The sequence below is a fragment of the Sulfurimonas sp. genome (assembly GCF_029027585.1).
GTDB lineage: Bacteria > Campylobacterota > Campylobacteria > Campylobacterales > Sulfurimonadaceae > Sulfurimonas.
The window spans coordinates 278,794-300,481 of record NZ_CP093397.1 but is presented as its reverse complement, the minus strand read 5'-3'; the positions used below and the strand labels follow the sequence as shown (position 1 = coordinate 300,481).

Below are 21,688 nucleotides of genomic sequence, written 5' to 3'. Positions count from 1 at the left end.
TTCAGTGTTTAGCTCATGTACTTAAAGTACACTTCGCTAAAAACTTCAGCACAACTAATTCAAAAAAACAAGTTTATTTAATTTTTTGTTTAGACAAGGCGAGACTGATTGAGGAATAGTTTACTATCCGAAAGAGGGAACAACGAAGTATAAACTAAAAAGCAGAGGGCGTTTAGCTCAGTTGGTAGAGCGCTACCCTTACAAGGTAGATGTCACAAGTTCGAGTCTTGTAATGCCCACCATTAATAAACCTTTTGTTTATGAAAGTGACCCTTTCGTCTAGTGGCCAAGGACACTATCACTTCATGGTAGGGACAGAGGTTCAAATCCTTTAGGGGTCGCCATTTTGGTGTATACTAGAGGGCGTTTAGCTCAGTTGGTAGAGCGCTACCCTTACAAGGTAGATGTCACAAGTTCGAGTCTTGTAATGCCCACCATAATAATTTTAGAGTGCGGTGGTAGTTCAGCTGGTTAGAATATCTGCCTGTCACGCAGAGGGTCGCGAGTTCGAATCTCGTCCACCGCGCCATTTTTTTGTTTATTTGCACTTCAGTGTTTAGCTCATGTACTTAAAGTACACTTCGCTAAAAACTTCAGCACAACATCAATCTTTCTTTTTTACATAAAACTCTTAGTTCCTCTAACATCATACATATCTTTATATCTAAATGTAATCAGATTTTGCATAATCGCAAAAAGAATCATAAAGTTTAAAAAACTACTTCCTCCATAACTAAACATGGGTAGCGGAACGCCAACAACTGGTGCATATCCAATAGTCATAGAAATATTTACACCCATATAGATAAAAATCATAAAAGAGATGGAGATAGTGACTACTTTTATGTAATAATCAGTATTGTAGATGCTTAAACTCATTAGATGCAAAATGAGTGTAACATAAACTAAAATAATTGCTAAAGCTCCTAAAAAACCACTTCTTTCAACTAAAAAAGCAAAGATAAAATCACTTGTAGCGATAGGTAGAAACTTCATTTGAGTTTGTGTGGCTTCTTCTTTGGACTTTCCTGTTAAACCTCCAGAACCTATGGCAATGATGGATTGTTGTACATGATAAGAAGGTTTTTCACTTAAAAAATCTATTATTCTTACTTTTTGGTATTCATGTAAACCAAATTTATAAACAAGTGGAGATGCTAATAAAATAGTAACAAAAATAGCTGCCCATATTTTCCAATGAACACCTATGAAAAATAAAACTCCATATCCAAGAAGAAGTAAAACAAGAGCTGTCCCTAAATCAGGTTCTTTAGCTATGAGAATAAATGGTAAAAGTATGTAAAAACTAATTGTTAAAAAGTCTTTTACTCTATAGCCATTTTCAGGTGGTGGTTTTCTTTGAATAAGATAAGCCAACATCAATATTAAAGCAGGTTTTACAAATTCAGAAGGTTGTATAGTTGCATTGATAAAAGGAATATCAATCCATCTTTGAGCTCCAAGTCGTGAATGTCCAAAAAACTCTACGGCAAACAAAAGACCGATATTTGCCCAGTATATTATTGGAATCAACCAATTCATTCTACGAATAGGGAGTAAAAAAACAAAAAGAAAAGTAATTGCGGCAACGCCAACATAAGCAGTTTGTTTTTGAGCTAAAACAGGAACAGCTTCGCTAATAAGCCAGTTTGAAGTTACCACTAAAGGGATAATTAAGATAATAGAAAAAAAATCAAATTGTGCTAAAATACGCTTATCAAATTTCCACAAGGTTAATAACTCCAAATTTTTTTAAAATTGTAGCACAAAAGGGGCGTAATGAGTGATATAAAAAATTATATATGTGATAATGAACAAAGGTTAGATGCTTTTTTAACATCAAAAATAGGACAGACTCGTTCACAAGTAGCGATGCTTGTAAAGAATGGAGCTGTCTTTATTGAAGATAAAAAAGTGACTCGTCCAGGTGTTAAGTTAAAACTTGATCAACAAATAAGAGTTGAGTTTCCACAAGCAAAAGAAACACCAGCATTAGATATTGATTTTGATGTAGAGATTTTATATGAGGATGAAGATGTCTTGGTTATCAATAAACCAAGTGGTCTTACGGTGCATCCTGCTCCAAGTGTAAAAGAAGCAACTTTAGTTGATTGGCTTAAACATAAAGGTATTAGACTCTCAACTATTAGTGGTGAAGAGCGTCATGGAATAGTTCACAGACTAGACAAAGGTACAAGTGGAACGATGGTTGTTGCAAAAAACAATGAAGCACATGAATTTTTATCATCTCAACTTCAAGATAAAAGTATGGGAAGATACTATTTAGCAGTAATAAATCCGCCTTTAAAAGATGATTTTACTACTATTGAACAAAATATAAGTAGAAGTTCACATAACAGACTAAAAATGGCATGTGCTCAAGGTTCTAAATCAAAATATGCAAAAACAACATTTAAAGTTTTATCTCTCTCAAATGATGAAAAATATCAGTTTATCGCGTGTAAACTTTTTACAGGTCGTACGCATCAGATTCGTGTGCATCTAGAGAGTTTAAATCGTCATATTATTGGTGACCATATTTACGCTTTAAGCCCTAAAATAGAGAAATCGGAACGAATTTTGCTTCACGCTTATATGATATATTTTTATCATCCAACTAGTAAAGAAAAAGTATCTTTTGTCGCACCATTAGATGATGTGATGAAAACTTATATAGATAAAAAATTTGATATGGAGCAAATAAATGAAGTTATGGACACTGATAACATCATCAGCAGTTTTTCTGCTAATACTTAGTGGTTGTGGTTCATCACCAAAACCAGCATCTGAGTTTAAAATAGATGCAACACTTCCTGTTATAGAATTAACACAAAGAGGAACTTTTGTAGATATGAATGCAATAGCATTTGAATGGAAGGCTATTAAAGATGAAAGAGTAAAAGGCATCTATATTTTCAAGCAAAGTATGGGTGAAGATGCTGGAGAGCTTAATCATTATAAAACAATTGATAATCGTTTTACAACACACTTTTTAGATAAAAATATTAAGCCAGATTCAGCATATACTTATAGTTTTAAAACTTTTTCAAAAGAAGCTGAATCTAGAATGAGTGAGGCAAAAATTCTTAATTCTTTACCAGTTTTACAGTCTGTTTCATGGATAAAAAGCGTTCAAAACATGCCAAGAACTGCAAAAATTATTTGGCGACCTCATACAAATCAAAAAGTTAAATCTTATATCATTCAAAGAAGAACTTTAGAAGATGAAAAATGGGGAAATATAGCTACGATAGAGGGTAGGTTAAATGCAGAGTTTATAGATAAAGAACTAAAAGATGATTTTGTGTATAAATATAGAGTTCGTGTTGTAACTTATGATGATATCATTTCATCTCCTAGTGAGATAGTTCAAGTAGTTACAAAAGCATTACCGATAAGCATAAAAAATATCATAACTACTACAAACTTACCAAAAAAGATACAAATCGATTGGGAGAAATCAACAACTGAAGATTTTGCTCGTTATTATTTATACAAATCTGAGGAATCAGACGGTTCTTATGAACTAATAGCAAAACTTTACAATAACACATTTATAGATGCGGTTGAAGAAGATGGAAAAGAATTTTTTTATAGAGTTAGTGCAGTTGAGAAAAATGACTTAGAAAGTATTCATGATAAACTTTCTATTCAAGGGATTACACTCTCAAAGCCGACGACACCTTCTCTTTTAGAAGCAACATTAGTTAATAATAAAATCCAAATTAAATGGAGATTAAAAGATTCAAGAGTAAAAAGTTTTATAGTAATAAAAAAGGCTAAAGCTGGTTGGTTTGATGCAAAAGAGGAAGAGTTTGTTGATATAAAAGGCAACAAATTTGTAGATGGTGAAATTGGTCCAAATGTTAGTTACTATTATCAAGTTTTCTCAGTTGATGAGTTTTTGATAAAATCAGAACCAAGTATTGAGATAATTTTAAAAACACCAAATACTATACAAGACAATAGAAAAAAAGAAAAAGTAGAGCAAAAAGAAAACTCTAAAATCAAAGATAAAGAGTTAATCGTACCAAATAAAGATTTTAGTTAAACGGGGAAAAATGCCACACTTACATATAGCAGAGTTTAAAGAGATTGACTTCCCTCAAAGCCATGAAGATATTTCATTTAACTTCATGGCAAAGAACGCTAAACACAAAGATGAAATTCTTATCAGTGTTAGTGTTGAGGGAGATGATTTTTTCTTACTTGTAAAACAAGAAGAAAATAAAAATCTACTAAAATCAGATAAATTAACAAGACCAGCATCTATACATAGCGTGCATAAGGCACTCTTAGCTTATGCAAGTTTAGCAAAGTTAAATATCATATCTTCAAATGTTCCACAAAAAGAAAAAAATGAACATCTTGTACAATCAACTGCTTTAAAACCGATAAGTTATTTTGTTGATAACTTTCCTAATGTATCTGAGATAAGGATAGAAGTTGGTTTTGGCTCAGGTCGACATCTTCTTCATCAAGCTAAAGAAAATCCAGAGATTTTATTTGTAGGTATTGAGATTCATAGGGCTTCCATAGAACAAGTTTTAAAACAGATTAGTATCCAAAAGTTAGATAACTTACTCTTACTTGATTATGATGCAAGACTTTTTATGGAGTTAGTCCCATCTAATCTTGTTTCAAAGATTTATGTACACTTTCCTGTTCCTTGGGACAAAAAACCACATCGTAGAGTTATTTCAACTTCTTTCATAAAAGAATCAAGAAGGATTTTAAAAGTTGAAGGAAAACTAGAACTAAGAACCGATAGTGAAAATTATTATGCTTACTCATACGAAACCTTTATAAATTTCAACAAAACAGTACTACATATAAATAAAAATAAAGATATTGCTATAAGTTCAAAGTATGAAGATAGATGGAAAAAAATGGAGAAAAATATTTATGATGTAACTATGATAAATGAAGAAAATTCTCCAACTTTAAGTATAGATGGAACTTTTGATTTTGACAAACCTAAACTTACTTTTTTAGAGTTGATTGAATTACATGGAGTAACTAAAAAATTTGAAGGTGGATTTATTCACTTTGAGAGAGTTTATGAACTTGTAGATGGAGTTATGTTACGCATATCTATGGGAAGTTTTGATAGACCTGAGCATCTATATGTGATAGTAGATACTTCGTCAATTTCTTATCATCCAAACCTTCCTCTAAAATCAAAAAGTAACTTAAGTGCACATAAATTTTTAGATGGAGTTTTTCATGGATAAGGTAATAATTGCTCAAAATATTTCACTTGCATATTCAAACAATGAAACAATTATAAATAAAGCAAATTTATCTATAAACTCAGGTGCTTTTATTTTTATAACTGGTGCTAGTGGTAGTGGAAAATCAACTCTACTAAAGTCACTTTATGGAGCTTTAAAACCAATGCAGGGAAGTCTTGTTGTTGGTGGAGTAGAACTTAGTGGAGTTAGTAGTTCAAAACTAAACTTTTTAAGAAAACATATTGGTATAGTTTTTCAAGATTATAAGCTTGTAAAAGAGTGGACTATTGAGAAAAATATAATGTTGCCTCTACTGATAAATGGTTATGAAAAAGATGTTACACAAAATCAAGTAGATTCTCTTTTAAAGCATGTTAGGCTTAAGCATCAAGCTGGAAAATATCCATTAGAACTTAGTGGTGGAGAACAACAAAGAGTAGCAATGGCGAGAGCTTTAGCACATAACCCTATCTTAATACTTGCGGATGAGCCAACAGGTAATCTTGATGATTATTCATCACAGCTTATTTGGAATCTTTTAGAAGGTGCAAATGAGCAATTAAAAACTACTGTTATTGTGGTTACTCACCATATACCTCCAACTATGAATATTGACTATAAGCATTATCATATAGAATATGGGAGTATTAATGAAGTCCTTTAAAAATCACCTTTCTTTAGTTATAGCATTACTCAGCATACTCTTTTCAATGCAAATATTTATAGTTGTTGATAGGTCAATAGAAGCGTATAAAGTAAATTTAGCAAATAAGTACTCTGTAATAATTGTCAGTCAAAAAAACCTAGATGCAAAGACAATTTTAAGTATAAACAATATGATTTCAAGTAGTAAAAAAATATCTGCTGATAATGTTATAAAAAGATTAAACACAGGCATGAATGAAAAAAATATAAAACTTTTAAAGTTAACTCTTCCAAAATTTTATAAATTAAATTTATCTCAGTACCCTGATCCAAAACAGATTCAAAAACTAAAAAAAGATTTGTATAAAAATAAAAATATAACTAAGGTTGAAGATTTCTCTCATAGTCATGATACAACATATAAACTTTTGTTACTTTTTAAAAATGTTGTGTTTTTGTTTTCAGTTGTTGTTTTCATAGTTACTTCACTTCTTATTTTTAAAGAGCTTCGTATTTGGCAGTTTAAACATAGTGAACGAATGAGTATTATGCGACTGTTTGGTGCTCCTGTATGGCTTCGTTCTGCTGTTTTGTTTCGTTTAGCTATCGTAGATGCCATAATAGCAAGTGTTTTATCATTTGGACTTTTTACCTATATATCCTCTCTTTCACTAGTAAAGGAGCACTTTTTAAATATAGGTATTAATGTAGTTGTATTTGACATAGTTAATGACGGTGCTTTATTATTTGCATCTGCTATTACGCTTTCTGTTATTTTAGCTTCACTTATAGTTTTAGGTCATAAAGAAGAGGTATGATTCGTTTATTAATCATTTTTACATTATTACCATTGTTCTTGTTTTCAAATACAAGTATAGATGCAAATATAAAAAAAACAAATACCAAACTTAGCTCTTTTTCTAAAAACTACTCTATTATTAACAATAAAATGGCAAAAACTGCAAAGGCTATTTTAAAACAAAAAAGAGAAATATTAAGACAACAAAGAGATTTAGATGCTCTAAAAAAAGAGTTAAAAGAAAAAGAGAGTAGTTATAAGGTAAATACAAAAGAGCTAAAAACTATGAAAAAAGCTCAAACAAATTTAAAAACTTCTCAAGGAAAACTAGAAGAAAAACTTTTGTTTACCATCGCTCAGAGTGTTTCTTTATCTGTTATACTTGAAGAAGAAGTAAGTGCTTCTAAAGAGTCGTTAATAGAGTTTGAAGTTTTAAAAGTTATGCTCAAAAACTCTAAGAAAAAGGTAAAACTTTTAAATAAAAAGTTTTATACAAACTCAAAAAATATAGATACTTTAAATATTCATGCAAGTTCTTTAGAGGTAGCAATAGCTAGTATTGATACAAAAAGGAAAAGATTATTATCCATTCAGAAAAAGAATAAAAAGTCATTAAAAAAGCTTAGGATTTCAAAATCATCATATAAAAAAGAGTTGAAAAAACTTCTAAATAAACAAGATTTACTAAAGAAAACATTAGCAAAATTAAATATCATTAAAGTAGATGAAATCAAAAAGGCTAGAGAAGAAAAAGATAGAAAAAAAGCTTTTGAATCTAAGCGAATATTATCAAATAACAACCTTCCAACTGTTAAAAAACATGGCAGTAGTTATCAAAAAATAAAAACAAAAAAATATTATGGGAACAAAACCATAGCACCTTTTTCTCCATATAAAATAACTAAAAGATATGGAACTTATACTGATCCAATATATGGTATAAAAGTATTTAATGAATCAATATCGTTAAAACCAAGTAAAAAAAATACAAAAGTTAAAACAGTATTTAATGGAAAAGTTATATATGCTGATAAAACATCTGTGTTAAACAATATAGTTATTATTGAGCACAAAAATGGTTTACACACAATTTATGCAAACCTTTCCCAAATTTCACCAAATATAAAAAAAGGTAAAAAGATTAAAAAAGGCTATACTATTGGTCGTGTTAGTGAAGAGTTGATTTTTGAAGTTACACAAAAATCTTTTCATATTAATCCTATCAGACTTTTTAAATAAAAATATAAAATAACAAATTAAATACACTTTAATTATTTTTTTGTTATTATTGTAGAAATAATTTAGTGAAGGGGATATGTTTATGGAATTTGATAGAGAAGAACATAATATGGTTTACTACAACCAAATCCTTCGTTCAGATAAAAAAAAGAAGATTAAAAAGAAGAAAAAAGCTCAAAGTTTTGCCAAGCAAGAGGTGAATTTTAAAGATTATCTTTATATCCCAAATGGTTGGGAACCTATCTTATATACTGTATATTTTGTGCTAATACCCTATGTTACAGGGGCAGTTTTTCTTTTTTTAACTATTGCTGGTGCTGATTTTGCAAACTTTAAGTTACTTAATATGGCAGCATTTTTTATAGTCTGGATAATTGGTTATGAGATAGTAGCAACTATTATGTTAATAGGAATACTTATAATGTTTCTTAAGTATGATGACGAGGACGATTAGATATAATTTTATAAAAATCAAATAGAGAAAAAAAAATGAAATTTATTCAGACTCGCGGATGCGATGAAAACAGACCTCAAAGTGTAACATTTTCACAAGCAATTTTAAGCCCAATAGCTTCTTTTGGTGGTTTATATATACCGCAAAATTTACCAAAACTTGGTATAGGCTTTTTAAATAAGCATCTAAACTCATCATATAAAGAATTAGCATCTGATATGTTAAGTAGATTTGAGATAGATATTGAAAAAAGTGTAGTTGATGAAGCATTATCTCTTTATGATAATTTTGATGATTCTAAAAACCCTGTTCCTGTTATAAAAATAAAAGAGAATTTATTTGTAAGTGAGTTATACCATGGTCCTACTCGTGCTTTTAAAGATATGGCACTTCAACCTTTTGGGCATATTTTGTCTAGTATTGCTCAAAAAAGAGATGAAAATTATCTTATCTTAGTAGCAACGAGTGGTGATACAGGACCAGCTGCTCTTGAAACTTTTAAAAATAAAAAGAATATTCAAGTAGTTTGTATGTACCCTGCAAATGGAACTTCTGATGTTCAAAGACTTCAAATGGTTACAGAAGACGCGCCTAATTTAAAAGTAATAGGAATAAAAGGTAATTTTGATGATGCTCAGTCTGCACTTAAAAATCTTTTATCATCAAAGAGTTTTGAGAAAACCTTAAAAGAAAAAAATATTTCACTCTCAGCTGCAAACTCAGTAAATTTTGGACGAATTATTTTTCAAATCATTTATCATATTCATAATTATCTTGAACTTGTTAGACAAGGTTCGACAAAAATGGGTGATAATGCTTATATAAATGTGCCAAGTGGAAACTTTGGAAATGTCTTGGGTGCTTATTATGCTATGAAAATGGGACTTCCTGTTGAAAAATTAATAATAGCATCAAATGAAAATAATATTTTAACACGCTTGATACAAACAGGCATCTATGATATGCGTAAAACAGAGTTGATTTTAACAACTTCTCCAGCTATGGATATTTTAAAATCATCAAATGTTGAAAGAATACTTTTTGATTTATATGGAGCCAGAAGAACAAAAGAGCTAATGCATGATTTAGATACAAAAAAAGTATATAAATTGACTTCTCAAGAACTTTTAAAACTTCAAGAAATATTTGTGGCTGATTATTCAAGTGATGAAGAAGGTAAAGAGTATATAAAAAATAATTTTAAAGATGGATATTTGATGGATCCACATACTGCAACTTGTTTTAAAGCTTACAAAACATGTGCTAGTAAAAATATAGATACTATTATTTACTCAACAGCAGAATGGACAAAATTTTCTCCTGTTATAGCAAGTGCTTTAACGGGTGAAAAAAATGCTCAAGATATAGTAGCCTTAGAAACTATCTCAAAAGAAGCAAAGGTAGAGATTCCTTTTATGATTAAAGAATTATTTAGCAAAACAATAATTCATGAGGATGTTGTAGAAAAAAATACAATAGAAAAAGAAATATTAGACTTCTTGTAAAAATTAAATTTTTTCTTGTAATTTAATTAAAAATAGATATAATAACAACTAATAGAGGAGAATACATGAAAACTGTACTTGTACCATTTTATGCAAAGGCTATTATAGGACCTACTGTTATTATGTCCGGAGTTGCATATGCTATGACTCTTGTTTTTGGTTTTAGTATTGGATTACCGTCAATTTTAATATTTTCATTTTTTGGTTCACTTATTACTGTCGCTGGTTTTCATATACTCATGTTTCGACCCATTATAGAAAGTGCTGATGTTTTAGATAAGTTTAATACAAGAGATTTTGAAAAACAAAAAGCATATAAAAAAGAATTTGTAAGACTAGAAGGCAAAACAGTATTTGTTCGTGCCTTTTACAATAAAATATATCAAACTTTAGACCTACTTATGAATATGGCAGAGATATTATCAGTAGATGCTGGTAAAAACTCTATCTATACAGCAGACCTCTCAGGCTCAATAGATAAACTTTCAGGCAAATTAGATGAACAAGCTCAAACAGTAGAAATTATCTCAAATACTACAAACAAAGTTATGTTAAATATTTCAAATGTTACTAAAAATGCCGAAGAAGCTGCAACTTTCACAACTAAGACTATGAAAGGAAGTATTCAAAGTCAAAAAGATTTAAAAGATATTATAGACAGTATGCAAAATATAAATGAAGTTGTTTTAAGTGCTTCGGAGAAAGTTTCAGAGTTAAGTAAAAAATCTGTTGATATTAAAAGAGTTACGGATGTTATTGATGATATTGCAGAAGGAACAAACCTTTTAGCATTAAATGCTGCTATTGAAGCTGCTCGAGCTGGTGAGCATGGTCGCGGATTTGCTGTTGTTGCCGAAGAAGTTAGAAACTTGGCTGAAAAAACTGTAGATGCAACTCGTGAAGTTGATATGTCTATAAGTCAGATGCAAGCAGATACAGAAGATGTAACAAAAGAGATAAAAATACTTTCAGAGCAAATCGGTATAGGAGTTGGTAGAATAGAAGAGGTTGCTTTACAGATAAATGAATTTTTAGAACAATCAAAATACATAGAAGAAAAGATAAATGAAATTGCAAGTAATGCTTCATCTAATAATGCTGATTTAAATGAGATAGCAACATCTATAAAAGAGTTTAGTGTAGGTCTGCAAGAAGGCACTGTTGAGATGAAGAAAATTTCTGAGTCTACGCATGAGTTGATTTATGCAGCAGAAAGTTCTTATGAGTCTGTTAGTGAATTTGCTCTTGATAAATACCATGAAAATATTTATAAGCTAGGTTCAAAAGCTGCTACTCAGATAGAAAAACTATTTGAAAATGCTATCAACAAAGGAGAGCTAAGTGAAAGTAGTTTGTTTGATAAAAATTATAAACAGATAGAAAATACTAGCCCTCAAAAGTTCTCAACTGCTTATGATAAGTTTTGTGATACAAATCTACCTGCAATACAAGAAAAAATACTTTTAGATAAAACTGTTGGCTATGCGATTTTAACAGATATAAAAGGTTATGTTCCAACACATAACAATAAATTTGCTCAGCCTCTAACTGGAAATTACGATAAAGATTTAATCGGAAACAGAAGTAAAAGAATTTATGATGATAGAACAGGTTCAAGATGTGGAAGTCATACTAAACGACTTCTTCTACAAACTTATTTAAGAGATACAGGTGAAACGATGCATGATTTATCTGTTCCAATATATATCAATGGAAAACATTGGGGTGGATTTAGAATAGGTTACTTACCAAACAAAAGTTAAAGAGTTTTATAACTCTTTAGTTTTTTTATATGCTTCTTTTACTGCGTTCATACATGCACTTCTAACTTTAGCATCTTCTAAAGCTCCATAACCTGCAGCTGTTGTTCCTCCTGGGCTCATTACTCCATCTTTTAATATAGCAGGGTGAATATCTTGTATCAAATCACCAAAACCACTAAATAAACCTCTCATAATAGCCATAGCGTCATCTCTTTTTAGTCCTTGCTGTACGGCTCCATCGGCTAGAGCTTCAGCGATTAAAGCTAGATATGCTGGACCACTTCCAGCTAAAGCAGTTGCGATGTCTATTTCTTTTTCACTTTGTAACCATCTTGTAGTTCCAATGGTTCCTAAGAGTTCTAAAGCTTCTTCTTTAAACTCTTCATCACCAGTAAGTGTTGTCATAGATTTGTTTACACTTGCTGCTAGGTTTGGCATAGTTCTTACTACAGCTAATGGATTTAAGTTTTGTCTGATTTTTGCTAATGTTGTTCCTGCTAAAACTGAAAAAATCACTCTTGCCTTACCTTTTAGTCTTGTAGAAATTTCTTCAACATTGGCAGGTTTAACACATAAAAGTATAGTTTTATCATTCATATCAAAATCATCAAGTAAAGCTTTTTGAATTTTAACTCCAAGTTTATCTTCAAACTTATCAAGTTTTTCAAAACTTCTTCCAACTACTTGGATTTGGTAGTTTGCTTTTAAGCCTTTTGCAATACTTAACGCCATATTTCCATTTCCAATAAAAGTGATAGTTTTCATAATGTTCCTTGAATTTTTATGGTAGTATAGCATTATAAAAATTAAGGCAAAAAAATGGAACAGTTTTTACAAGAAGCAAAAAATGCAAGTAGAATATTATCTGGAATTAGTGGAGCTCAAAAGAAGATAATTTTAAATGAAATGGCAACAGCCATAAGAGAAAATACAAAAAATCTACTTGTGGCAAATGCTCTTGATATGGAAGATGGAAAAAAGAATAATCTATCTCCCGCTTTAATGGATAGACTTTTTTTAGATGAAGGTCGTATAGATGCTATGGCTGTGGCAATAGAAGAGATTTCTGCACTTAAAGAGCCTGTTGGAAGAATTTTAGATGGTTGGGTTACAGATGATGGACTTAAAATAGAAAAAGTAACTATTCCTATTGGTGTTATTGGAATCATATATGAGTCACGCCCTAATGTAACCAGTGATACAGCAGCTTTATGTTTTAAAAGTTCTAATGTTTGTGTTTTAAAAGGTGGTAAAGAAGCCGAACATTCAAACAGAGCAATAGCAAAAGTTCTTCAAGATGTTTTAGGTAAAAATGATTTACCAACTGCATTAATCTCTCTTTTAGAAGATTCTTCAAGAGAGGGAGTTGCTAAACTTATAAAGATGGATAAGTATGTTGATTTAATTATTCCTCGTGGCGGAGCAGGGCTTATCAAATATGTAAGTGCAAATGCAACGGTAAGTGTTGTTAAGCATGATAAAGGGCAGTGTCATACTTACATAGATAAAGATGCAAAACTAGATGATGCAATTGCGATATCATTAAACGCAAAAGTTCAACGACCTGGAGTTTGTAATGCAATGGAAACGCTGTTAGTTGATAAGGTAATTGCAAACACAGCACTGATAGAGTTAAAAAAAGCATTTGATAAAGAAGGAACACAACTAAAAGGTTGTGTAAATACTCAAGCAATTATAGAAGTGCAAAATGCAACTGATAAAGATTATAATACTGAATATTTAGATAATATTTTAAATATAAAAGTCGTAGATGGAGTTGAGGGTGCGATTGAACATATAGTTAGATTTGGTTCTGGTCATTCTGAGGCTATAATAACACAAGACTTAACAACTGCAGAGAAGTTTTTAAATGCAATAGATGCTGCCGCTGTTTATCTTAATGCATCTACTCGTTTTACAGATGGAGGAGCTTTTGGTTTTGGAGCAGAAGTAGGTATAAGTACAAATAAACTTCATGCTCGTGGACCAATGGGAATAGAGGGACTTACAACTTATAAATTTAAAATTTATGGAAGTGGACAAATTAGATAAAGTTGATACAAATCAATGCAAAATAAATAAATCTTGACTAAAATTAGCATAACAAAAAAAAGGATAATTTTATGTCATTAATTCCAAATGAAGCCGTTAAAATAGAAGTAAATGGAGCAACTGTTGATTTCTTTGAATTAACAAAAGATGGTGTTAGTACTTACTATTTTGATACATCAAAATGTGGACCACCAGACCCAATGGTAAATGCAATGAGTGGTTTAAGACTTATAAAAAATACTAATAATACTTTAGTAATGATTAATCATAAAGCTCCAGGTGGACTTTTTGCTAAACTTGAAGCTGATATAGCTCACAGTGTTGAAGAGGTAAATGGTTTTATGAAAATTACTTTTTCAAGTGTAAACGCAGGTGTTGATTCTGATTTAACTCAAATAGCTTGTCACTAAAAGAGTAAAATGTTCTCTATTTCGCAAGATTTTGCACCTCCATTTAAACTTATCTCCCCATTTTTTATTCTGGGGAGTCTATTTTATTTATTAACTTCTTTGTATATATTTTCTTTTTCATCAGATAATCTTTTTATGTTAGATACAAAAGTTTTAAGTTTAGTACATCTGTATTTACTAGGTTTTATAATTATGGTTATTTTTGGAGCTATGGCGCAGTTGGTACCTGTTGTTCTTGAAGTTGGTCACGCGGCAATTGAACTTTTTTATGCGATATGGCCTCTTCTTGGCATCGGTGTTATTTTGATGGTTTTAGGATTTATAGCCTTTCCTGCGCTTTTGCCTTATGGTGGAACAGTTGTTTTGATATCAATGATGATATTTGTCATGGAAATATTTGCAACAACGAGAAAAGTAAAAGAGTTAAATGTAGTTATGAGTAGTATTTTAATCTCAAATACATTTTTATTTTTTGGTATCATTTTTGGTCTTGTCATGGCTCTTGGTTATTCTGGAAGCATAGAAATTGATATTATAGCTTTACTTCGTTCTCATGTTTATTTGGTAATTGGTGGCTACATAACTATAACCCTTATGGGACTATCTGTTGTCTTGTTACCAATGTTTGGGCTATCTCATGGCTTTTCAATGAAACCTCTCCATATATCTATCACTTTGATGAGTGTTTCAGTTATACTGGTTGTAGTTTCATCTTTTTTAGAATATATCATAATAGAATATATTGCATATACTCTGGCAGTAGCATCTATGCTTATTTACTTTTATTTAGCTTACACTATTTTTAAAACAAGGGCAAGAAAAGAGATAGATATTTATGTGATGTCACTTATGTATGCTTATTTTTCTATGATAGTGTCTTTAATTTTTGGTGTTGCATATCTATTCTTGTCACATGAAGTTTTGTTACTTGCTAGTGCTTGGCTTTTGTTCTTTGGTTTTTTTGGTTTTGCAATTACTGGACATATATATAAAATAGTTCCATTCCTTGTTTGGTTTGAGCGTTTTTCTCCTCTTGTTGGAAAGCAAAAAGTACCAATGTTAGCAGATATGTTACCAAAAAGAAGCTCTCATGCACAGTTTGTCTTTTGTGCTATCGGAGTAACTATAATAACCTTAGCAATTTTAATGAAAGATGATACACTAATTAAAGCAGGTGCTTCATTTTTAGTCGTTGGTGCAATGGCACTTGTTAGAAATGTTTTCTATATGATAAACTATAAGTAAAGCACTAGTGTTTTGGGCTTTCTGCCGAAGAAAATAAAGCGTTAGCGTAGGTATCGGAATCGAGGTGCCCCTTGAGGGTATACTTCCGATGCCGTATAAAAAAGATGAAGGAACAAAAAAATATGATGTATTCAAAAGAAGAATTATTTTTAGCTATCTCAACAGTAATTGATCCAGAGGTTGGGTTTAACCTTGTTGAGATGGGACTTATATATGATGCCCAGTGTGATGATGAGGGAAATGCAAATGTAACGATGACTCTCTCTACAAAAGCTTGTCCTATGCATCAAATGATACAACAGTGGGTAAAAGAATCTGTTGAAAAAATGGCAAATATTAATGAGGTTGTTGTAGAAGTTGTTTGGGAGCCAGTATGGAATATTACAATGGCTGATGATAATGTAAAAAAAGCTCTAGGTGGTGGAGCCTAAGACTTATATGTTTCAATTTCTTGTAAAAGAATATTAAGAGATTGAACATAATTTTTAAATAGTTCAACATATCTTCCATCTTTTGGAGTAGTTATAGCTAGTTTTAAATCTAGGACTATTTTACTAATATTATTTGCTCCAATATTTGCAGTTATACCACTTAAATCTAGTAAATATTTATCTGCTTCATTCATCTTTTTATTGTTTAAAAGAGTTTGAAGTTTTTCTGTGGATTTTGCATAAGTATTAATAAATTCATTTAAAATTTCAAAGTAAAAATCTTTATCTTCACCGCAAATATTTAAACCACTTTGTGTATCAAGTTCTTGCATTTTTGTTTGCTTTGAAGAGTCTTTTGTATAAGTATATAGTATTTTGTAAAGTGCTTCAATTCTCAATGGTTTTTCTAGGTGCTCTTCCATTCCAGCATCTGTCATTTTTCTTATATCATCTGTTGCTACATCTCCACTTAGAGATATAATTATGATATGGTTGTATTTTGAATCTTTTCTTATTTTTTTACTCGCTTCAAAACCACTTACCCTAGGCATATGTACATCCATTAAGATAAAGTTATAATTGGAGTCTTTTTCTAAAATATCAAGTGCAAATTGTCCATCATCAGCTATGGTGATCTCTATTCCAGAGTCAGCAAAAAGTCCTGTAATTACTTTTTGATTTATTATATTATCTTCAGCGACTAAAATTCTTTGACCTGCAAACTCTTTGAAATTTTCTTTAGTAATTTTGCCAATATTTCGAACAGCTCTTTTTTCTCTGTTTAGTGTATTTGATGAAGTGTCCTTTTTAGCATCTATAACTTCTGGTTCATCTAAAAATTCTTCTTTATTTTGCTCTTCAAAGCTTCCTTCTTCTTCTCCATCGAGAGAGTCTTGAATCTCTTGCATTTCTTCATTGACTTCTTCTTCATTAGCATCTGCACTTTGCATATTAAAATCATCTACAATAAAATAATCTTCTATAATTTCAACTTGTTGCTTTTTCTTTTGTTGTGATTTTTTAATGATTATATATATAACTGTTATTAGTAAAATTGCGATAGTTGCAATTATTTCATTGAAGTAAGTTTCCAACATTCTTTATTCCCTTGACATTTTTAATAATTTATAATTGATACTATATCTTTTTTTTCCTTTAAATAGGAAGTGAATTAATAAAAATACTGTATAATTACTTAAAAATAAATTAGAGGTATTTTTGCAAAATATTCCACATATTCCAGTTTTATATAGAGAAATAATTACTACTTTTGAATCTATACAAGATGGTGTAATAATAGATTGTACCATGGGTTATGGTGGACATTCTTCAATGATACTTGAAGCAAATCCAAATATAAAACTAATAGCAATAGACCAAGACCAAACAGCTATAGATTTTTCACAAAAACGACTAAAATCTTTTGGAGATAGAGTAAGCATAAGAAAAGGTCGTTTCTCATTAGTCATAAAAGAAATCATAAAAGAAGTGGGAATCCAAAATATTAGAGGTATTTTAGCTGATATTGGTGTGTCTTCTCTTCAACTTGATGAAAAAGATAGAGGTTTTTCTTTTGATAGTAAAACACTTGATATGAGAATGGATATCGATGCTCCTTTGAGTGCTTTAAATGTTGTAAATGAATACTCATTTAAAGAATTACAAAAGGTACTATTGGAGTATGGAGAACTTAGAAACTGCAAAAAAATAGCTTCGGCAATCGTAGATGCTAGACCGTTTACTTGTGCAAAAGAACTAAGCGATGCAACTTTGCATCTACTGCCACGAGGTAAAAAAATACATCCTGCTACACTTTTAATGCAAGCAATTCGTATAGAAGTAAATGATGAGTTAGGAGAGTTGAAATCTCTTTTACAGAGTTTAGAAGAAGCTAGTTTTACTGATGCGGTCATAGCGATAATCTCTTTTCATTCTTTAGAAGACAGAATAGTTAAACAAACATATACTAGGTGGAGTAAGAACTGCATCTGTCCAGCAGAAGCTATGCGATGCAGTTGTTCTAAAGATAACGCTCTTGGAAAAATTTTAACAAAAAAACCTTTAACAGCACAAGAAGATGAACTTAAAAATAATGTTAGAAGTAGAAGTGCAAAGTTACGGATTTTTAAAATGGGTAAAAAATGAGTGAGAAGAATGAACTCTTAGAAGAAGTTGATTTAGTTTTAAATGCGAAAAAAAGAGTTGATTTTGGATATCTTGTTTTTATTTTGTTAATGATGAGTTTTGTAAGTCTTGCCCTTTTTCCAAAAATATATATTCAACAAAGAATCTACTTTAAAAGTAGAGATATTTATAAGCTAAAAAGTGAGTATGATACTTTGATAGAAGAAAATAAACTCATAAATACATCTGTTGAGTCCATAAGATATAAAAACCAAATACTAGATACACTTTTTTAAAGGTTAATAATGATTCGTCGCTTTTTAGAATTTGCCATTGATAAACCACTTTTAAACCATATACTTTTAACATTTATAATGTTACTTTCTATTTTTGCTTATATAAATATACCAAAAGAAATTTTCCCTCCTATGAATATGGATAAAATAACTATTAGCGGTGGTTATGCTGGAACATCCGCTGATATTCTTGATAAGATGGTCGTAAAAAACATAGAAGATGACCTTCAAAATATTGATGAGTTAGATAGTATAAAAACAACTATAAAAAATGGCTTTTTTTCAATAGTAAGTGATATAAAGAGTGGCTCAGATAATACAACAGTTTTAAGTGATGTAAAAGATATAGTTAATGGAGTTAGAAAAGATTTACCCGCAGATATGGCTGAACCAATTGCCAAGATAAAACTACACAGTTTTCCGCTTGTTTTAATAGCCTTAGCGGGAAATAAAAGCAAAAAAGAGTTACTTCTCTTAGCCGAAGACTTAAAGAGTGATTTAAGTAGATTTAAAGACCTTAGCGACATAACAATTCGTGGAGATGCTGATGATGAAGTTGTTATAACTTTAAATGAGCAAAAACTTATGGCATTTGGTTTAAAACCATCTCAAGCTGTTGCATCATTAAGAAACATAAGTTCAATATTTCCTATAGGAACCATTAAAGAAAAGGGTAAGCATCTATACATATCTACTTTTAATGGAGAAAAATCAAAACATGCCATAGAAAGTACTATCATAAGTGTTGGTGATGTTAGAGTTCGTGTTGGTGATATAGCAGATGTTGAGTTCAAACTAAGTGATGAATCTGAGTTATCGCACTATAACGGAGCAAGAAATGTTTCTATTAATGTTACAAAATCTAAAGATGGTAATGCTATTGCTCTTGTAAAACAGATACGAGAGTTGTTAAAAAAGTATTCCGTTAAAGATGAAATGGTAAAGTATGAGATTTACACAGATACTTCGATTTGGATTAAAAACCGTTTAAATACTGTTTTTGCAAATATAAGCTTTGGTCTTATGCTTGTATTTATTGCAATGTTGATTTTCATAAATCGTGGAATTGCTATGGTTGTAGCTATCGGTATTCCTGTTAGTTTTATGATAGGTTTAATCGTTACAGAGTTAATGGGTGATAGTTTAAATATGCTCTCTTTGCTTGGTGCTTTAATAGCTCTTGGTATGTTGGTAGATGAGGCGATTGTGGTCGCTGAAAATATTTACAGGCATCTAGAAGAGGGTATGGAGAAAAGAGAGGCGGCCATAGTTGGTGCATCTGAAATGTTTCCTGCCGTTTTAACTGCTACTCTTACAACAGTTTTTGCCTTTTTACCGATGCTACTACTAACAGGGGAGATGGGAATGTTTATAAAAATCATTCCTATTATGATAACTGTACTTTTACTCTCATCTTTATTTGAAGCATTCTATTTTTTACCACTTCACGCACATGACTTTTTAAAAGTTTCACATGATGACAGTTTTACTAAAAGAATTTGGAAAAAGCTAGGTTCAATACATAGTAAAGCTCTGCATTTTGTGTTTAAGCGTAAATGGGTATCTCTCATAGTAATGGTAACAACAATACTCCTTTTGACCTTTGTCTTAATCAAAAACTCAAAATTTCAACTTTTCCCTGATTTTGATAATACTCAAATATATGTTTATGGAAAAGTGAATATAAATAGTGAACTTGAAGATACAGAAAAAATAGTAACTGTTTTGGAAAAAGTACTTCTTGCAAATACTAATGAAAATGATTTTTCTTCCATAACTTCTGTAATTGGCTTTAAGATGGATGCTAAAAATATGGTAGAAACAGGGGATAATCTTTTTCATATTTTCATAGATTTAAAAGAGAGAGCACCCACTAATTTATTTGATACATATATAAGTCCTTATTTATCCATAGAGTATGATGCGAGTGTATTAAGCAGGCTTAATGATGCAGAAAAAATAGCAACAGAAATAGAGAAACTTATAGAACCATTTAGAGTTTTAAAAGAAAATAAAAACTTGGTTTATGAAGAACTTGTTGTTAAAGTTCCAGGGGCAGGTGTTGTGGCATCTGATATTGAGATAAGTCTTAGTGGAAAAAGTGAAGAGGATATTTTACAAGGAGTGAAGTACTTAAGAGGTGCACTAGAAGCGATAGAAGGAGTAAGTAATGTTTCAGACGATGCTAACCCAGGGGAAAAAGAGTTAAAACTCCGTGTAAATGAATATGGACAGCAATTGGGCTTCAATGAAGAACTTATATCTAATGAACTGAGATCATATTACTTAAAAGGTGAATATGCAAAAATGTTTAATGATGAAGGTCTTGTTCGTATAAGAATAGAGAGTGGCATAAATAAAAAAATTGAATCTATAGATAGAATCGAAGTTCAAGTTCCATCAAGTAATAGATTTGTAGCTTTAAGTGATGTTTGTGATTTTATAATGATACAAGGTTTTGTAGCACTTAAAAAAGAAGATGGAGTTAGAATAAGAACAGTTTTAGCAACTTTAAATAAAAAGATTATAACTTCTGCAGAAGCTATGAAAAAGCTATCCCCCGCATTTGATAAACTTAAAAGTGAAGGTTATAAGATAGACATAAAAGGTGAAGAACAAGAAAATGCTAAAAATAAAAGAGAGATGATGCAATCAGCGGTTATTGCAATATTTCTTATTTTTATAACTTTAGTTTGGCTTTTTGACTCTATAAAAAAACCTTTGATTGTGATAAGTACAATTCCCTTGGTTTTGCTTGGCGTATATTTCGGTCATATGGTAATGGGTATAAATATTACTATGCCTGGAATGATAGGAATAGTAGGTCTTGCTGGTGTTGTTGTTAATGACGGGCTGATAGTTGTTAACTTTATAAAAGATGCAAAAGACACAGAAGAGTTGATGAAAAAAGCTGGCACAAGACTAAGACCTATCTTGCTTACATCATTAACAACAGTTCTTGGACTCTCTACGCTGATTTTCTTCGCATCTGGACAAGCTATGATACTTCAACCAATGGCAATTTCTCTGGGCTTTGGGATAGCTTGGGCAACAGTTCTTAACTTGATTTATGTACCACTACTTTACGCAGTTGTTTTTAAAATAAAAGACAGAGTCATATAAAAGAAAAACATAAGGAAATTTTGACTATAATTTCGCCCTACAAAGCATTTGCTTATTTAGAAATAGTGGGTCTTTAGCTCAGTTGGTTAGAGCCCTCCGCTCATAACGGAGTGGTCATGTGTTCGAGTCACATAGGACCCACCACCCACAAACCTCATAAACACCGATACTTCAAAGAATTTTAAAAATCAATTTATTGTTTAAGTTTTCATTAGGTAACCACTTGGGTGACCACCTTACATCTATTTTTCTACTAAATGCAACTTCAAACTTTTACTAAGACCACGATGTAAACTAATCATATTTCATAATGTTACTTAACTAAACACAGACATTTAGTATTAATTTTTTTTAAACAATAAACACCT

At 30.8% G+C, this 21,688-nt stretch carries 19 protein-coding genes and 5 tRNA genes; 21 read left to right on the top strand and 3 right to left on the bottom strand.

Annotation, left to right across the window (positions count from 1 at the left end):
* Positions 1-166: 166 nt before the first annotated feature.
* The 4 genes from MOV50_RS01575 to MOV50_RS01560 all read left to right on the top strand — a co-directional run bounded on the left by MOV50_RS01575 (position 167) and on the right by MOV50_RS01560 (position 529).
* A tRNA-Val gene (locus MOV50_RS01575) sits at positions 167-242 on the top strand.
* A 26-nt stretch (positions 243-268) separates the two neighbouring features.
* Positions 269-344 (top strand) — tRNA-Glu (locus tag MOV50_RS01570).
* 17 nt (positions 345-361) lie between these two features.
* Positions 362-437: transfer RNA gene (locus MOV50_RS01565), tRNA-Val, on the top strand.
* A gap of 15 nt (positions 438-452) precedes the next feature.
* Positions 453-529, top strand: a tRNA-Asp gene (locus tag MOV50_RS01560).
* Between the two features lie 89 nt (positions 530-618).
* Here MOV50_RS01560 and MOV50_RS01555 read toward each other — a convergent pair.
* The gene (locus tag MOV50_RS01555; protein ID WP_321779691.1) at positions 619-1,731 is read right to left on the bottom strand and encodes an FtsW/RodA/SpoVE family cell cycle protein; all 1,113 of its coding nucleotides are present in this window, start codon (positions 1,729-1,731) and stop codon (positions 619-621) included.
* A gap of 48 nt (positions 1,732-1,779) precedes the next feature.
* Here MOV50_RS01555 and MOV50_RS01550 point away from each other — a divergent pair, with 48 nt between their 5' ends.
* The 9 genes from MOV50_RS01550 (at position 1,780) to MOV50_RS01510 (ending at position 11,639) form a co-directional block, all read left to right on the top strand.
* Positions 1,780-2,757 (top strand): RluA family pseudouridine synthase, encoded by a 978-nt coding sequence (locus MOV50_RS01550; protein WP_321778693.1) that lies wholly within the window; start codon positions 1,780-1,782, stop codon positions 2,755-2,757.
* Positions 2,705-4,051 (top strand): hypothetical protein, encoded by a 1,347-nt coding sequence (locus MOV50_RS01545; protein WP_321778692.1) that lies wholly within the window; start codon positions 2,705-2,707, stop codon positions 4,049-4,051. Before MOV50_RS01550 ends, MOV50_RS01545 begins: the two co-directional genes overlap by 53 nt.
* Before the next feature lie 10 nt (positions 4,052-4,061).
* Positions 4,062-5,234 (top strand): tRNA (guanosine(46)-N7)-methyltransferase TrmB, encoded by a 1,173-nt coding sequence (gene trmB / locus MOV50_RS01540; protein ID WP_321778691.1) that lies wholly within the window; start codon positions 4,062-4,064, stop codon positions 5,232-5,234.
* Complete coding sequence (locus tag MOV50_RS01535; protein WP_321778690.1) at positions 5,227-5,898, top strand: ABC transporter ATP-binding protein; 672 nt, start codon at positions 5,227-5,229, stop codon at positions 5,896-5,898. Before trmB ends, MOV50_RS01535 begins: the two co-directional genes overlap by 8 nt.
* Complete coding sequence (locus MOV50_RS01530) at positions 5,885-6,697, top strand: FtsX-like permease family protein (protein WP_321778689.1); 813 nt, start codon at positions 5,885-5,887, stop codon at positions 6,695-6,697. Before MOV50_RS01535 ends, MOV50_RS01530 begins: the two co-directional genes overlap by 14 nt.
* On the top strand, positions 6,694-7,917 hold the full coding sequence (locus MOV50_RS01525) for a M23 family metallopeptidase (RefSeq protein ID WP_321778688.1): 1,224 nt from the start codon (positions 6,694-6,696) through the stop codon (positions 7,915-7,917). Before MOV50_RS01530 ends, MOV50_RS01525 begins: the two co-directional genes overlap by 4 nt.
* An 82-nt stretch (positions 7,918-7,999) precedes the next feature.
* Complete coding sequence (locus tag MOV50_RS01520; protein ID WP_321778687.1) at positions 8,000-8,371, top strand: hypothetical protein; 372 nt, start codon at positions 8,000-8,002, stop codon at positions 8,369-8,371.
* 35 nt (positions 8,372-8,406) lie between these two features.
* The gene (gene thrC / locus MOV50_RS01515; protein WP_321778686.1) at positions 8,407-9,876 is read left to right on the top strand and encodes a threonine synthase; all 1,470 of its coding nucleotides are present in this window, start codon (positions 8,407-8,409) and stop codon (positions 9,874-9,876) included.
* Positions 9,877-9,941: 65 nt separating this feature from the next.
* Positions 9,942-11,639: a methyl-accepting chemotaxis protein gene (locus MOV50_RS01510; RefSeq protein WP_321778685.1), complete on the top strand. Its 1,698-nt coding sequence runs from the start codon at positions 9,942-9,944 to the stop codon at positions 11,637-11,639.
* Between the two features lie 6 nt (positions 11,640-11,645).
* On the opposite strand, the gene MOV50_RS01505 is transcribed toward MOV50_RS01510, so the two are convergent.
* Entirely contained in the window at positions 11,646-12,404 is a 759-nt protein-coding gene (locus MOV50_RS01505) for a pyrroline-5-carboxylate reductase (protein ID WP_321778684.1), read from the bottom strand.
* Positions 12,405-12,458: 54 nt separating this feature from the next.
* Here MOV50_RS01505 and MOV50_RS01500 point away from each other — a divergent pair, with 54 nt between their 5' ends.
* The 4 genes from MOV50_RS01500 to MOV50_RS01485 all read left to right on the top strand — a co-directional run bounded on the left by MOV50_RS01500 (position 12,459) and on the right by MOV50_RS01485 (position 15,777).
* Entirely contained in the window at positions 12,459-13,691 is a 1,233-nt protein-coding gene (locus MOV50_RS01500) for a glutamate-5-semialdehyde dehydrogenase (RefSeq protein ID WP_321778683.1), read from the top strand.
* A gap of 71 nt (positions 13,692-13,762) precedes the next feature.
* Positions 13,763-14,101 carry a hypothetical protein gene (locus MOV50_RS01495; protein WP_321778682.1) on the top strand — a complete coding sequence of 113 codons (339 nt, stop codon included), beginning with the start codon at positions 13,763-13,765 and terminating at the stop codon, positions 14,099-14,101.
* A gap of 135 nt (positions 14,102-14,236) precedes the next feature.
* Positions 14,237-15,346, top strand: coding sequence for a hypothetical protein (locus tag MOV50_RS01490; RefSeq protein WP_321778681.1), 1,110 nt, complete (start codon positions 14,237-14,239; stop codon positions 15,344-15,346).
* A 125-nt stretch (positions 15,347-15,471) separates the two neighbouring features.
* Positions 15,472-15,777 carry a metal-sulfur cluster assembly factor gene (locus MOV50_RS01485; protein ID WP_321779690.1) on the top strand — a complete coding sequence of 102 codons (306 nt, stop codon included), beginning with the start codon at positions 15,472-15,474 and terminating at the stop codon, positions 15,775-15,777.
* Here MOV50_RS01485 and MOV50_RS01480 read toward each other — a convergent pair.
* Positions 15,774-16,874: a response regulator gene (locus tag MOV50_RS01480; RefSeq protein WP_321778680.1), complete on the bottom strand. Its 1,101-nt coding sequence runs from the start codon at positions 16,872-16,874 to the stop codon at positions 15,774-15,776. The two genes, MOV50_RS01485 and MOV50_RS01480, sit on opposite strands and share 4 nt — an antisense overlap.
* 121 nt (positions 16,875-16,995) lie before the next feature.
* Between MOV50_RS01480 and rsmH the strand changes: the two genes are divergently transcribed.
* The 4 genes from rsmH (at position 16,996) to MOV50_RS01460 (ending at position 21,464) form a co-directional block, all read left to right on the top strand.
* On the top strand, positions 16,996-17,922 hold the full coding sequence (gene rsmH, locus MOV50_RS01475) for a 16S rRNA (cytosine(1402)-N(4))-methyltransferase RsmH (RefSeq protein WP_321778679.1): 927 nt from the start codon (positions 16,996-16,998) through the stop codon (positions 17,920-17,922).
* A complete protein-coding gene (locus tag MOV50_RS01470; RefSeq protein ID WP_321778678.1) occupies positions 17,919-18,197 on the top strand; it encodes a hypothetical protein in 279 nt (92 codons plus the stop codon). The genes rsmH and MOV50_RS01470 overlap by 4 nt, the downstream gene beginning before the upstream one ends.
* A 9-nt stretch (positions 18,198-18,206) precedes the next feature.
* Positions 18,207-21,320 (top strand): efflux RND transporter permease subunit, encoded by a 3,114-nt coding sequence (locus MOV50_RS01465; protein ID WP_321778677.1) that lies wholly within the window; start codon positions 18,207-18,209, stop codon positions 21,318-21,320.
* 67 nt (positions 21,321-21,387) lie between these two features.
* A tRNA-Ile gene (locus MOV50_RS01460) sits at positions 21,388-21,464 on the top strand.
* The last annotated feature ends 224 nt before the right edge of the window (positions 21,465-21,688 follow it).

Excerpts from the sequence above, each read along its gene's own strand:
- MOV50_RS01510 (WP_321778685.1), top strand. The coding sequence starts at position 9,942 with ATGAAAACTGTACTTGTACCATTTTATGCAAAGGCTATTATAGGACCT.
- MOV50_RS01550 (WP_321778693.1), top strand. The coding sequence starts at position 1,780 with ATGAGTGATATAAAAAATTATATATGTGATAATGAACAAAGGTTAGAT.
- MOV50_RS01490 (WP_321778681.1), top strand. The coding sequence starts at position 14,237 with ATGTTAGATACAAAAGTTTTAAGTTTAGTACATCTGTATTTACTAGGT.
- thrC (WP_321778686.1), top strand. The coding sequence starts at position 8,407 with ATGAAATTTATTCAGACTCGCGGATGCGATGAAAACAGACCTCAAAGT.
- MOV50_RS01525 (WP_321778688.1), top strand. The coding sequence starts at position 6,694 with ATGATTCGTTTATTAATCATTTTTACATTATTACCATTGTTCTTGTTT.
- MOV50_RS01485 (WP_321779690.1), top strand. The coding sequence starts at position 15,472 with ATGTATTCAAAAGAAGAATTATTTTTAGCTATCTCAACAGTAATTGAT.
- MOV50_RS01470 (WP_321778678.1), top strand. The coding sequence starts at position 17,919 with ATGAGTGAGAAGAATGAACTCTTAGAAGAAGTTGATTTAGTTTTAAAT.
- MOV50_RS01520 (WP_321778687.1), top strand. The coding sequence starts at position 8,000 with ATGGAATTTGATAGAGAAGAACATAATATGGTTTACTACAACCAAATC.
- MOV50_RS01535 (WP_321778690.1), top strand. The coding sequence starts at position 5,227 with ATGGATAAGGTAATAATTGCTCAAAATATTTCACTTGCATATTCAAAC.
- MOV50_RS01480 (WP_321778680.1), bottom strand. The coding sequence starts at position 16,874 with ATGTTGGAAACTTACTTCAATGAAATAATTGCAACTATCGCAATTTTA.
- MOV50_RS01530 (WP_321778689.1), top strand. The coding sequence starts at position 5,885 with ATGAAGTCCTTTAAAAATCACCTTTCTTTAGTTATAGCATTACTCAGC.
- MOV50_RS01505 (WP_321778684.1), bottom strand. The coding sequence starts at position 12,404 with ATGAAAACTATCACTTTTATTGGAAATGGAAATATGGCGTTAAGTATT.
- MOV50_RS01495 (WP_321778682.1), top strand. The coding sequence starts at position 13,763 with ATGTCATTAATTCCAAATGAAGCCGTTAAAATAGAAGTAAATGGAGCA.
- trmB (WP_321778691.1), top strand. The coding sequence starts at position 4,062 with ATGCCACACTTACATATAGCAGAGTTTAAAGAGATTGACTTCCCTCAA.
- MOV50_RS01545 (WP_321778692.1), top strand. The coding sequence starts at position 2,705 with ATGAAGTTATGGACACTGATAACATCATCAGCAGTTTTTCTGCTAATA.
- MOV50_RS01500 (WP_321778683.1), top strand. The coding sequence starts at position 12,459 with ATGGAACAGTTTTTACAAGAAGCAAAAAATGCAAGTAGAATATTATCT.
- MOV50_RS01465 (WP_321778677.1), top strand. The coding sequence starts at position 18,207 with ATGATTCGTCGCTTTTTAGAATTTGCCATTGATAAACCACTTTTAAAC.